Origin of the sequence: Lactiplantibacillus sp. C232 (assembly GCF_023806725.1) — a bacterium.
Lineage (GTDB): Bacteria > Bacillota > Bacilli > Lactobacillales > Lactobacillaceae > Lactiplantibacillus > Lactiplantibacillus plantarum.
Window position 1 is genome coordinate 329,122 of the sequence record NZ_JAMSKZ010000001.1, and the last position, 12,943, is coordinate 342,064.

Annotated in this window: 9 protein-coding genes; all 9 read left to right on the plus strand. The window is 46.4% G+C overall.

Annotation, left to right across the window (positions count from 1 at the left end; translation table 11 throughout):
* Positions 1-15 precede the first annotated feature (15 nt).
* The 9 genes from ffh (at position 16) to MZO41_RS01680 (ending at position 12,584) form a co-directional block, all read left to right on the plus strand.
* Positions 16-1,470 (plus strand): signal recognition particle protein, encoded by a 1,455-nt coding sequence (ffh, locus tag MZO41_RS01640; protein WP_003640381.1) that lies wholly within the window; start codon positions 16-18, stop codon positions 1,468-1,470.
* Between the two features lie 96 nt (positions 1,471-1,566).
* Positions 1,567-1,839 carry a 30S ribosomal protein S16 gene (rpsP, locus tag MZO41_RS01645; RefSeq protein ID WP_003638633.1) on the plus strand — a complete coding sequence of 91 codons (273 nt, stop codon included), beginning with the start codon at positions 1,567-1,569 and terminating at the stop codon, positions 1,837-1,839.
* Between the two features lie 17 nt (positions 1,840-1,856).
* Positions 1,857-2,114, plus strand: coding sequence for an RNA-binding protein KhpA (khpA, locus tag MZO41_RS01650; protein WP_003640382.1), 258 nt, complete (start codon positions 1,857-1,859; stop codon positions 2,112-2,114).
* Between the two features lie 160 nt (positions 2,115-2,274).
* Positions 2,275-2,799, plus strand: coding sequence for a ribosome maturation factor RimM (rimM, locus tag MZO41_RS01655; protein ID WP_128650830.1), 525 nt, complete (start codon positions 2,275-2,277; stop codon positions 2,797-2,799).
* The gene (gene trmD, locus MZO41_RS01660; RefSeq protein WP_058906885.1) at positions 2,799-3,539 is read left to right on the plus strand and encodes a tRNA (guanosine(37)-N1)-methyltransferase TrmD; all 741 of its coding nucleotides are present in this window, start codon (positions 2,799-2,801) and stop codon (positions 3,537-3,539) included. The genes rimM and trmD overlap by 1 nt, the downstream gene beginning before the upstream one ends.
* Positions 3,540-3,696: 157 nt before the next feature.
* Positions 3,697-4,053 carry a 50S ribosomal protein L19 gene (gene rplS / locus MZO41_RS01665; RefSeq protein ID WP_003640385.1) on the plus strand — a complete coding sequence of 119 codons (357 nt, stop codon included), beginning with the start codon at positions 3,697-3,699 and terminating at the stop codon, positions 4,051-4,053.
* Between the two features lie 435 nt (positions 4,054-4,488).
* Complete coding sequence (locus MZO41_RS01670) at positions 4,489-4,809, plus strand: bacteriocin immunity family protein (RefSeq protein ID WP_003640386.1); 321 nt, start codon at positions 4,489-4,491, stop codon at positions 4,807-4,809.
* 629 nt (positions 4,810-5,438) lie between these two features.
* Positions 5,439-12,092: a mucin-binding protein gene (locus MZO41_RS01675; RefSeq protein ID WP_058906884.1), complete on the plus strand. Its 6,654-nt coding sequence runs from the start codon at positions 5,439-5,441 to the stop codon at positions 12,090-12,092.
* Between the two features lie 21 nt (positions 12,093-12,113).
* Positions 12,114-12,584 carry an alcohol dehydrogenase gene (locus MZO41_RS01680; RefSeq protein WP_003640388.1) on the plus strand — a complete coding sequence of 157 codons (471 nt, stop codon included), beginning with the start codon at positions 12,114-12,116 and terminating at the stop codon, positions 12,582-12,584.
* Positions 12,585-12,943: the final 359 nt, after the last annotated feature.

The following is a 12,943-nucleotide window of genomic DNA, read 5'->3' on the forward strand; positions in this document are numbered from 1 at the left end:
GGTTAGGTGACACTAATGGCATTTGAAGGCCTAACGGAACGTTTACAAAAAGCAATGACCAATTTACGGCGCAAGGGGAAGATTTCGGAAAGTGATCTTCGAGCAACCATGCGTGAAATTCGGTTAGCATTACTTGAAGCCGACGTTAACTTTACGGTGGTCAAGGATTTTGTTAAAACGGTTCGCGAACGTGCGCTCGGCGCAAAGGTGCTGGAAGGTTTAAATCCAGCCCAACAAATCGTTAAAATCGTTGATGAAGAATTAACGAAAACAATGGGTGAAAAGGCAGTTCCACTGAACAAATCGCCGAAGATTCCAACGGTCATCATGATGGCTGGGCTCCAAGGGGCCGGGAAAACGACGACGGTCGGAAAATTAGCCCTCAAATTAAAGAACGAACAGGATGCCCGACCATTAATGATTGCGGCCGACGTTTACCGGCCAGCCGCGATTGAACAATTGCAACAAGTTGGTCGCCAAATCGACGTTCCAGTCTTCCAACTAGGAACCGATGTCGATCCCGTTGAGATTGTGCGTCAAGGGATGGCACAGGCGCAAGAAAACCACAATGATTACGTGTTTATTGATACGGCTGGTCGGTTACAAATCGATGAGCAGTTGATGAACGAGTTGGCCAATATTAAAGATCTCGTTCATCCTGACGAAATTTTGTTAGTGATCGATGCGATGACTGGTCAAAACGCCGTTAATACGGCGGAGGGCTTTAACGATAAGCTGGATGTGACCGGGGTCGTCTTGACGAAGTTAGATGGTGATACTCGTGGTGGGGCTGCACTATCAATCCGGGCCGTCACTGGTAAGCCAATCAAGTTTGTCGGTCAAGGCGAAAAGATGACTGATCTTGATGTCTTCCATCCAGACCGGATGGCGGATCGGATTCTTGGTATGGGTGATATGCTGACGCTGATTGAAAAGGCGCAACAGCAATATGACGAAAAACAAGCCGAAGAAATGAACCTGAAGATTCAGGAAAACACTTTTGACTTCAATGACTTTATCGACCAATTAGACCAAGTTGACAAGATGGGGAACATGGAAGATATCATGAAGATGATTCCCGGCATGGCTAACAATCCAGCGATGAAAAATATCAACATGGACCCGAAAGACATTGCCCATATCCGGGCAATCGTTTATTCGATGACCAATGCCGAAAAAGCAGATCCGGATTTGTTGAACCCATCTCGGCGTCGACGGATTGCGGCTGGTTCCGGGCGGCCAATTCATGAAGTCAACCGGATGATCAAGCAATTCAACCAGACCAAAAAGATGATGAATCAAATGTCCAAAGGGAACTTTGCTGGTATGGAAGGTCTCATGGGTGGTGCCAATGGCGGTGGTGGTATCGGTGGTAAGATGCAACAAATGGCCATGAAGCGAATGGTTCGTCAAACTAAGAAGAAAAAACAAAAGCGCTTAGCCAAAGCAATGCGGCGTCGCAAACGCTAATTTATAAGTTTTTTTAGCCTGTCAAGAAAAAGTCCTTTACAAGCTATTGATTTACTGGTATATTATTACCTGTTAAAGAATTCGGGAGGTGTTTAAATGTCAGTCAAGATTCGTCTAAAGCGGATGGGTTCTAAGAAAAATCCATTTTACCGGATTGTTGTCGCAGATTCACGTTCACCACGTGATGGTCGTTTTATCGCCCAAGTCGGCACATACAACCCACTTACAGAACCAGCCCAAGTTAAACTTGAAGAGGAAGATATCCTCGGTTGGTTGAACAATGGTGCCCAACCTTCAGATACGGTTAAGAATATCTTATCTAAGGCCGGTATCATGAAGAAGTACCACGAAGCTAAGTTCACTAAATAATAAAGCGGTAATAGATCATGGCAGATATTAAAGCTTTAATCACCACGGTTGTCACCCCGTTAGTTCAATATCCAGACGATATTAAAGTTGATTTTAAGGAAACCACGCGTTATCTTGAATACAACTTAACGGTTAATCCCGAAGATATCGGCCGGGTCATTGGTCGGCAGGGACGGGTTGCTTCGGCAATTCGGACAATTGTGTATAGTGTCCGAGTTTCAGGACCTAAACGTGTCCGGCTTACGATCGAAGACGGACAACAAAAAAACTCTTGAGCGAAGCAGTGATGTTTTGTTTAAGAGTTTTTTTATATCTTGTTCCGGTTTTTGAGGACGAGTCAAAGTATCTCGATGACCGTCGTTGAGTAGATTAGTTGTAACATGTTGATGACATTTAAAACGAATAACAATCAAGCTAATTAAGAGGAGGAAGCTAATGGATTACTATCGTGTTGGCACCCTAGTTAACACCCACGGCATTCGTGGTGAAGTGAAAGTCGTTGTCGTGACTGATTTTCCAGAAGAACGCTTTAAAGTAGGGCAACAATTGAGTTTATTTAAAACCCCAGATGAAACGACTGGCGGGATTACTGTCAAAATCACGAAGGCCCGTGAGCAAAAGGGACTGTACTTTCTTACCTTTGAAGGGCTCGATAACATCAATGATGTGGAGCGCTATAAGGGGTGGACGATCAAAGTTCCTGCTGAAGCATTACATGCCTTACCAGCGGGTGAGTACTACTATCACCAAATTGTCGGCCTACAAGTTGTGACGACCGCTGACGAGCCTTTAGGGACTATTAAAGAGATTCTGTCACCTGGTGCGAATGATGTTTGGGTGGTCAAACGGGATCATGGTCAGTCTGACGTCTTACTACCTAAGATTCCCCAGGTCATTAAAGATGTTGACTTGGATGCGGGCGTGGTGACTGTTGAACTAATGGAAGGGCTGATTGATTAATGCAAATCGATATTTTAAGCCTGTTTCCAGAGATGTTTGCGGGGCCGCTTCATGAGTCGATGATTGGCAATGCCATTGAAAATGACGTCATCAATGTTGATGTCACTAATTTTCGGGATTTTACGACCGACAAGCATAACCATGTGGATGATTATCCGTATGGTGGTGGTGCGGGCATGTTACTCCAACCACAACCAATTTTTGATGCTTTGGCCAGCGTTCAGGAAAAACACCCGGCACCCGGTCGCGTGATCTTATTGGATCCGGCGGGAGTCCAGTTCAATCAACACGTTGCTGAAGACTTTGCTCAGGAAGAACACTTGACCTTTATTTGCGGCCACTATGAGGGTTATGATGAGCGGATTCGGTCATTAGTCACCGATGAAGTCTCGCTAGGTGATTACGTTTTAACTGGTGGTGAACTGGGTGCAATGGTCATGATTGATGCGACGGTGCGGCTCTTACCAGGTGTGCTTGGCAATTCGGAATCGGCTCCGGGGGATTCTTTTTCGAGCGGTCTCCTGGAATACCCACAATATACGCGTCCTGCTGATTTTCGTGGTATGAAGGTACCAGATATCTTACTGAGTGGTGATCATGGAAAAATTGATGATTGGCGCTTAGAACAGGCACTGAAACGGACCTATGAACGGCGCCCGGACATGTTGACGGGGCTATCATTGTCAGGAAAAGCTAAACAGATGTTAGCAGATATCAAGTCGGATGAGTCGGAAGTCTAGGCTATGCCGTTAATTAGGACAAGTTAGTCGTGAAGAGTTCAAAAAAACTTGCGTGCCCACCCTCGAATATGGTATTCTATTTATTGGCTATTGTGCCCATTAACGATGTTCCGCTGACCAGGTTGTCACGAATGTCGGCGAAAGGAAGAAATACATTATGCGTCAAAACCAATTGATCGAAAAGATCACCAATGAACAACTTCGTACGGACATCCCTGATTTCCGTGCTGGAGACACAGTTCGTGTTCATGCACGAGTTGTTGAAGGTACTCGCGAACGGATCCAATTATTTGAAGGTGTTGTTATCAAGCGCCATGGTTCCGGTATCAGCGAAACTTATACTGTTCGTAAGATCAGTAACGGTGTTGGTGTGGAACGGACATTCCCATTACACACACCACGCGTTGCCGCAATTGATGTCGTTCGTCAAGGTCGTGTACGTCGTGCCAAGTTATACTACTTACGTAACTTACATGGTAAGGCTGCTCGGATCCCAGAACGTCGTCGTGGCTAAATCACAACGTCAACAGTCATCGGTTGCAGCTTAGGCTGAGCTGATGATGGAAAGCTAGTTAATCATTTTTAATGATTAGCTAGCTTTTTTTATTGGCGAAGTTAGTGACACGCTCAATCGTCAAATCATCGACCAATTTAGGTCGGTTCACAATGTGAGCATGCTGTGCTTGGATTTATAATTTAACAATCTTACGAGATAGCTCGTAATTCCTAATTTGAAGTATTATGATAGTAATACGAGTACGCAATGCTTCTTGGGATGCGTCAATTAGCTGAATATGAATCACTTGATATCAGACTAAACTGATTTATTTGAACAGGGTTGTCGCGTACCTGACGTGTATAACTAGTGCTAAGCTGGCGGCCGGGTTAACTAAACGGGAGATTGCTCAAAGCGAGCACGATAAAATAAAAGAGAGTTAGGTGAAAGCCGATGTTTGGACGTACGGGGAAACATCAGGTCGATGAACAGGCGTTATTGAGTCAATTGGTTGACTTCGTTCTCGACCCTAATCTTACCGACCGTGAACGTAAGATCGGGTTGATGGCCAAAGCCGATTTGGAGCATCATCGCTATTCAATTGCTGTGTTAAATAAATTAGTGGTCAGTTTTCAAATGGAGGCGCTACGCAACAAGGGCCTCTCGAAGGCTGCTTCAAACTTTTATGATCAGATTTATCCAATATTAGTCGCGGCCAAACCAATGGGAACGAATTTAGGCTATATTGGGATGCATAGTACCTATTTAGATTAGGGTGTGTCAGTGATGAAGTTACTAGCGAAACCAGACCGTCTCCAGTCGGCTGACGATGGTTTTTGAACGTAAGCGGCCGGGCGTCATCGGAAGTGTATTGATAGCAGCTTAAATGAGAACATCGTGTGGCATGTCCGTGCCCCTTTGAATGAAACCCATTCAGAGGGGCTTTTTGGTGTGGAAAAACAGTTCATGATCTGCGCGTCTTAACAATATTAGGTGATGTGGTTGGCGGGCGATAAAAATTGTTTGGTGCTGCTAAATAGCTGGTAAACGATTTCAGCCGTAGAACAAATGCTATACATTGTTTGATAAGTACCGAACTGGGATGCGGATGAGCCAGATTCAAAATAAGTGTGTCAATATGTTGGTTATATCAGTATTTTAATGCAGTGTTATAGCGTGAACTGATACTACAATTAAATAATCTCAAAAATAATTTCGTCTATTTTTTGTTATGCACTTGTTATTTCAACTTATTTGAACGTATACTAATGATTGAAGGGGTCAATTAGGTGATAGTTTGATGATTAACACAATCGTTTCGGCACGGTACGAAACGCACCAAATATTACTCAGCTAAATAACTTGATTGCTCCAGGTACGGTTGAACTTTGGAGGGCAGAATTATGCGGAATCGTTTAAATAGGTTGGGATTGGAAAGTAAGTCTCATTATAAGCTTTATAAATCGGGGCGGCGCTGGGTGGCTGCTAGTATCACAGTATTTTCAGTTGGCATCGGTTTGACTTTTAGCCAAGTTGAACAAGTGAAAGCCGCAACGGGTACGGGGGTTGACACGGCCGACAATAGCGCTAGCGTTAGTTCCGACATGGCAGAACCGAGCAATGCCGTCGTACTAAAATCAGCTAGTACGGCGACAGCTACTAAGACCGCGACTCAGGATGCAAAAGCTGCTACTGATGTAACGGCCGCGACTCAGGATACTAAAGCGACTACTGATTCAACTGGGGCAACTTCAGCTTCCAGTAATCGCCAGTCGACAGCAGCTACGAAGCCAGCTGCCGAAGTCGGTACTGCTTCAAGTAGCGCTGACTCAAGTGCTAGCATATCAAGTACTGATGGCGCAAGTGCTAGTGCACCAAGTGTCACCAGTAAATCTACTAACACGGAAGCCACATCAGCATCCGCAACTAAAACGGCTACTACGAGTGCTGACACAGATGTGCTAAACACTGAGACGACAAGTTCATCAGTGGCAAATGATCTCACTGATGCTACGACAGCTAGCCAAACGCGTACGGAAACTGGGAAAACAGCCAGCATACCTACTGCTGAAGCACCGACCATTACGACTGCAGTGACAAGTCGGGCACTCCCATTGACGGGTGCGCTAGCGAGCAGGTCAGCAAACACGCCGGTCACTAAGTCTGCAGTACAGGCGGTTTCAGCTATCACCAGTGAAGCTGAAACGAAGCCGACCGTATCGTTAGTAACTACGGGGACCGTGTCGATGGACTATGGCGAGGCGTCGCTGGCGGATCTAGAATCTCATATTAGTTCTCCAGATGAGACGCCGGCTAACGACGTCGCCTACTACATTCAAGATGCAGCGGGCAATTACTTAGAAGATGTAAACGGCAACAAGGTCAATTTGCTATATGCACTTTTTCTGGACTCTGCTGATGTCAATGATTACGTTGATGTTGTGTATACGGATGAACATGGGCAGGTCACGAAATATTCCGGAGATACGGACTTTTCAACGCTCGACCAAATTGGTAGTTACTCAGTGACGATCAATGCAGCGGGTAAAGCTGGGATGAGCCGGGTTATGCAAGACTATAATGCTTACGATACCTCGACCAGTGATTTGGATGACTTTGTCCCAACCTTTTCGACTGGGGCCTCCGATTATACCTTTACAATTAACATTGTCCCTGTAAAAATCACAGCCACCACTGGTAAGAATGGGCTAATTATACTTCGGCCTTCACAGTTGTATACGGGATCATTGACAATGTTGCCGGTAGTCACCGTTAAAAATGCAACAAAGCAAAATATCCTTCAAATTAGTAACGGCGAAATCGGCGATGCTAAACCAGGCGTAGCCGGCAAGGTCGGTCAACGTGTTTTAACGTTGGCAGATTTTACTTATACGTATCAAGGCACCGAAACTAACTTGACCGGTGCGGACACTGGCAAATATGCAATCACCCTTAATGACGCTGGTCGGAAGGCAGTTCAAGCTGCGCTGGGGTCGAATTATATTCTGGATGATGCGGCCGTTTTCACCACGACTGGTGCGGTGCAGGCTGCTGGTCTCGAGTTAAAGATAGCTAGTGGTACAGTGACCTATAATGGCAAGCCTCAGGGGACATCCGTAACGACTGGAACCGTGTATGATCATTTTGACTTTACCACGACGACTGACACGAACGTCGGTACCTATGACGACCTGACATACGCGTTAGCGGATCCCACGCAAGCGGCGATTTTGGCTAAAAACTATACCGTTACCACGACGGATGGGACGTTGGTGATCACGCCAGCAGATCTGACAGTCACGGTCAAGGATGATAATGCAGTTTATGACGGCCGATCACATGGCACGACTGCCACTGTTACTAGCGGGACCAATTATGATCAGTTAGTATTTACCGCAGTTGCAGCAGATGGCAGTGGTGCGACGACTTATACTACGGTCGGCACTTATGCAATGACTGGGACTACGGCAGCCGATACCAGTAATTATAAAATTTCGTATGTCAATGGAACGCTGACAATTGATCCAGCCAAAGCAACAATTACGATTCCCAACAAGATTTATTGGTCGGATGGGACGCAAAAGAATTTGGCGGCGGTGGTTACTGGGACAGTTAATGGTGAGACCTTAAAGTATCGTGTGACCAACGGCATGAGTGCGGTTGGAACTAAGACAATTACGGCCACTCCTGATGCTGATGATTCGGTGAATAAAAACTATACCATTTCAGTCATTCCTGGCACCTTGACAATTGGTGATATTGCGGTTAAGTACCTCTACGAACATGTAGATGCTAATGGTGAGACTCAGGTAGATGCTTCGGAAACTGGTACGGCGACACATGCTACGGACGCAACGGCCACGGACTATTTGACCTACACGACGGCAGCCAAACCCAAGACGGGCTATGTGTTAGCACCCAATACTGGACTAGCCTATAATGGCACGTTAACTGATCAGGGCGGTACCGTGACGTATCGTTATTTGGCCAAGACTGAAACGGCGATCGTAACGTATTTTGACCAAACTGATAACAAGGTTATTAAGACGGAACCCTTACAAGGAGCGTACGGGACAACGGATGCGTATCGGACGGCTGATACGATTGCCGCGTATGAGAATGCGGGCTACGACCTGGTCGATGATGACTATCCAACAGCCGGGGGAGTCTATGACCAGGACGGCATTGTTCAAAAGTACCAGGTTACACTTGTTCATAAATTTGTAACACGCACGCCAGATAATCCGGGTACGCCAGGCGAGCCGATCGACCCCGATAATCCAAACGGACCCACATATCCAGTGGGGACTGACTTTGAGGATTTAACTGAGCAAGTCAGTCGAACGATTCAGTATTTATACAAGGATGGTCGCACTGCTAAACCGGACAATGTTCAAGCGGTTAATTTTGGTCGTAACGTCACGGTGGATGAAGTTAATGGCACAGTCGTCTACACAGATTGGTTGACTGATGATGGGGCCGTGACTGGTCGTTTTGAGGCTGTTGATTCACCTTTGATTACTGGTTATACGGCTGATTCAACCAGTATTGCCGGCAATCCCGCCGTTGTATGGCAGGATGATGACACGACGATTCCTGTGACGTATACCGTGAACAAAGAGTATGCGACGGTCACGTATTTTGACCAAACTGATAACAAGGTCATTAAGACGGAACCCTTACAAGGAGCGTACGGGACAACGGATGCGTATCGGACAGCTGATACGATTGCCGCATATGAGAATGCGGGCTATCAATTGTACCGTGATGACTATCCAACAGCCGGGGTAGTCTATGACCAAGACGGCAGTGTTCAAAAGTACCAGGTTACACTTGTTCATAAATTTGTAACACGCACGCCAGATAATCCGGGTATGCCAGGCGAGCCGATCGACCCCGATAATCCAAACGGACCCACATATCCAGTGGGGACTGACTTTGAGGATTTAACTGAGCAAGTCAGTCAAACCATTCAGTATTTATACAAGGATGGTCGCACTGCTAAACCGAACAATGTTCAAGCGGTTAATTTTAGTCGTAACGTCACGGTGGATGAAGTTAATGGCACAGTCGTCTACACGGATTGGTTGACTGATGATGGGACCATGACTGGTCGTTTTGAGGCTGTTGATTCACCTTCGATTACTGGTTATACGGCTGACCCAACCAGTGTTGCGGGTCGTGATACGGTGAGTGGGACGGATCTCAGTCCAGATGTACAAGTTTATTATCAGGCTAATCCTGAAAAAGCCACGGTGACCTATGAAGATATGACAACGGGAGCGGTGCTGACGACAGATCCGATAACTGGTGATTATCAGACCGTCTCGAATTATCGGACAGCAGATCGAATCGCTCAGTACCTTAATATGGGCTATGAACTGGTCAGTGATGATTATCCAACATCCGGTGCTGTGTTTGATAAAGACGGAAGTACTCAGGCTTATACTGTCAAATTGCAACATAAACTCCTGCCGCTCACCCCAGAGAACCCGGGTACGCCAGGCGAGCCGATCGACCCTGATAATCCAAACGGACCCACATATCCAGCGGGTACGGCTGTGCAAGACTTGATTAAGCAAGTTGATCAAACCATTCACTATCAGTATCAGGATAAAAGTACTGCTGCCGACGCTAATACGCAAACAATCACTTTCAAGCGCAGCGTGACGGTCGATGAGGTTAACAATAAGCTAACTTATACCGATTGGTTGACTGGTACGGCAACGACTGGTCGTTACATGCCAGTCGATTCACCGGAAATTAAAGGCTATGTTGCTGATTCAACGCGTATTGCGGGTAATGACGAGGTGCACAATGCGGATGCTGACACGAACATCGTGGTCACGTATCAGGCTAAGCCAGAGAACGCCACGGTCACGTATGTAGACGTCACTACGGGTAAAACGCTCGCTATAAAAAGCTTGACTGGTGACTATCAGACTACGTCCAGTTACCGGACGGCTGAAACGATTGCGAGCTATGTCAAGAATGGCTATCAACTCGTACGTGATAACTATCCCACTTCAGGGGCGGTGTTCGACGTCGATAATTTTGCCAAAACCTATACCGTGACACTGAAGCATAAGTTAGCCACGGTTACACCAGAGAATCCGGGTACGCCGGGCCAACCAATTGATCCAGACAATCCAGACGGACCGAAATATCCAGTAGGAACGACCGCTCAAGATCTGACGAAACAAGTCAGTCAAACGATTAAGTATCGGTATCAAAATGGCGCTTCGGCTGGCACTGATAACGTTCAACTAATAACGTTTAATCGGGATGCCACGATTGATGAAGTTGATCCTACCGCAGTTTATACTGATTGGTTGAATGGCACTTCAGCTAGCGGTCGTTATACCACCGTGATGTCACCCGTCATTACTGGCTATACGGCTGATAAAACACAGGTTGCTGGTCGTGATTCAGTTGCTAATACAGATTCAGACACACAGGTGGTCGTCACCTATGCGGCCAAACCTGAAAAAGCAACGGTCACTTATGTGGATGTCACGGCGGGTAAAACGCTCGCTACGGCCAATTTGACTGGTGACTATCGGACACAATCCAATTATCGGACCGCTGAAACCATTGCAGGTTATGTTAAAAACGGTTATGAACTGGTACGTGATAATTATCCCGTATCGGGGATGCTGTTCGATGTCGATGATTTTGCTAAAACTTATACCGTGACACTGAAGCATAAGTTAGTCACGGTTACACCAGGTAATCCGGGTACGCCGGGCCAACCAATTGATCCAGACAATCCAGACGGACCGAAGTATCCAGTAGGAACGACCGCCCAAGATCTGACGAAACAAGTCAGTCAAACGATTAAGTATCGGTATCAAAATGGGGCTTCGGCTGGCACTGACAGCGTTCAACTGATTACGTTTAATCGGGATGCCACGATTGATGAAGTTGAGCCTACCGTAGTTTATACTGATTGGCTGGATGGGACTTCAGCTACTGGTCGTTATACCACCGTGACGTCACCCGTTATTATTGGCTATACGGCTGACCGGGCGCGGGTCACGGGAAACGATGCAGTAACTAGTGCGGCGCAACCGACCAACATTATTGTGACGTATGCGCTTAACGCAGAAAAGGCGACGGTCACCTATGTTGATGTCACCACGGATAAAACGCTCGCGACCGTCAGTTTGACTGGCGATTATCAGACATCATCCGATTACCGCACGGCTAACACAATTGCTGATTACAGTAATCAGGGCTACGTGCTTGTCCGCGATAGCTATCCAGTTTCAGGAGCTATTTTCAATGATGATGGTGTTGTTCACAGCTATCTGGTTCAGCTTGCACATGTGACAACTGCGACAACCGAGACCAAGACGATCACGCAAACCGTACATTATCAGAGTACGACTGGCACGCAGTTGCACGATGATACGGTCAGAGCGATGACATTCACTCGTACTAAACGGGTTGATCAGGTCACCGGGGACGTAACGTATAGCAATTGGTCGACTAATCAGGCGGATCACACTTTTGAGCGCGTCGCGGCGTTCAGTATTCCGGGCTATCATGCGGTGGTAACGGGTACTCAGGCAGTCATGGTTACGCCAGCTAGCGTGGATGATGTTCAAACGATTCGTTACGTTACCGATAGGCTTTCAACCGGTGAGACACCAAAAACACCAGTGAAGACGGTGACAGTTAATAAGTCGGATAAAATTAAGACGACTGACACGCCAGATAAAGTCGCAACGGTCAAGACGCCGGATAAGGCTCAGACCGTCGCAACAACAACTGCTAAACAAGCTAGCGTCAAGCGGTCAGTGGATCTCAAACAAGCACAGGCTGTTGAACAGCCTGCTCAGACACGACCAGCCAATGTAAAAACGGTTAAACTGGCGAAGACGACTAAATCCGTTAAGCCAACCGCGGCTCATCAATCAGCCACCCACAAACAAGCGACTTTACCGCAAACCAATGATGATCGGCAAGCTAGTGTTGCGGCGGAACTACTTGGTTTGACTGCAGCAACCTTACTAGTTGGTGTGAGTGCAATTTTGAAGAAACGTCATAATTAGCCGTTAAATGGAGGCGTTAATATGACTACTTTAATCGATATCACGGGTCAGAAGTTTGGCCGCTTAACAGTCATTAGACGTTGTGGAACTGCCAAAAATGGCAATGCCCTCTGGTTGTGTCAGTGTCGCTGTGGCAATCAGACCAAAGCTGATTCGTACGCGTTGCGGCATGGGCGAGCAAGAAGCTGTGGGTGTTTGACACGAGAAAGTCGGTCGCAGTTAATTCGACGTAATCCCAAAACGGCTGCCAGTATGGGGCGGTTAAGCAATCTGAAAATTCATGATCATCACACTGATTTACCGTCAAAGATTATGTCTAAGCGTAATAAGAGTGGTGTCATCGGTGTCAGCTGGGATAGCAATACTCAGAAATGGGTGGCGACATTTTTCTACAAGGGGCGCTACCTGTTACACAAACCGTTTCAGCACTTTGAGGACGCTGTTCTTGCCCGCCAGGCGATGGAAAACCGTTATTTAAATAACAAAGTGTAAATTAAAGTTCTTCCTTGAGAGGGCCTGATGCCTTGTCAGAGAAGAACTTTTTGGCGTTACAGCAACGGTACCAGCTTCTTAATTGGACTTAGTGGAGTTCTTTCAGAATTGTAAGTAACAAAAAGGCCTAACATGGGAATGCCAGCGGATAAATTGTGCTTGATTTATGGCGATGAAAATTCCTAAATGATTTGCTTGTATATGACAATTATTAAAAATAAGACGGTCCCTGATCGAACTAGAATCATAAGTATCTTGGGGGCAGGTGATTTAACGGTTCTTGGTTGCAATATGTTTTTAATCAACAGTCTGATGAAACTTGCCCTAGAAGTTGAGGTTAACTGATGCTTCTGGATCGG

Excerpts from the sequence above, each read along its gene's own strand:
- MZO41_RS01675 (WP_058906884.1), top strand. The coding sequence starts at position 5,439 with ATGCGGAATCGTTTAAATAGGTTGGGATTGGAAAGTAAGTCTCATTAT.
- rplS (WP_003640385.1), top strand. The coding sequence starts at position 3,697 with ATGCGTCAAAACCAATTGATCGAAAAGATCACCAATGAACAACTTCGT.
- rimM (WP_128650830.1), top strand. The coding sequence starts at position 2,275 with ATGGATTACTATCGTGTTGGCACCCTAGTTAACACCCACGGCATTCGT.
- rpsP (WP_003638633.1), top strand. The coding sequence starts at position 1,567 with ATGTCAGTCAAGATTCGTCTAAAGCGGATGGGTTCTAAGAAAAATCCA.
- khpA (WP_003640382.1), top strand. The coding sequence starts at position 1,857 with ATGGCAGATATTAAAGCTTTAATCACCACGGTTGTCACCCCGTTAGTT.
- trmD (WP_058906885.1), top strand. The coding sequence starts at position 2,799 with ATGCAAATCGATATTTTAAGCCTGTTTCCAGAGATGTTTGCGGGGCCG.
- MZO41_RS01670 (WP_003640386.1), top strand. The coding sequence starts at position 4,489 with ATGTTTGGACGTACGGGGAAACATCAGGTCGATGAACAGGCGTTATTG.
- ffh (WP_003640381.1), top strand. The coding sequence starts at position 16 with ATGGCATTTGAAGGCCTAACGGAACGTTTACAAAAAGCAATGACCAAT.
- MZO41_RS01680 (WP_003640388.1), top strand. The coding sequence starts at position 12,114 with ATGACTACTTTAATCGATATCACGGGTCAGAAGTTTGGCCGCTTAACA.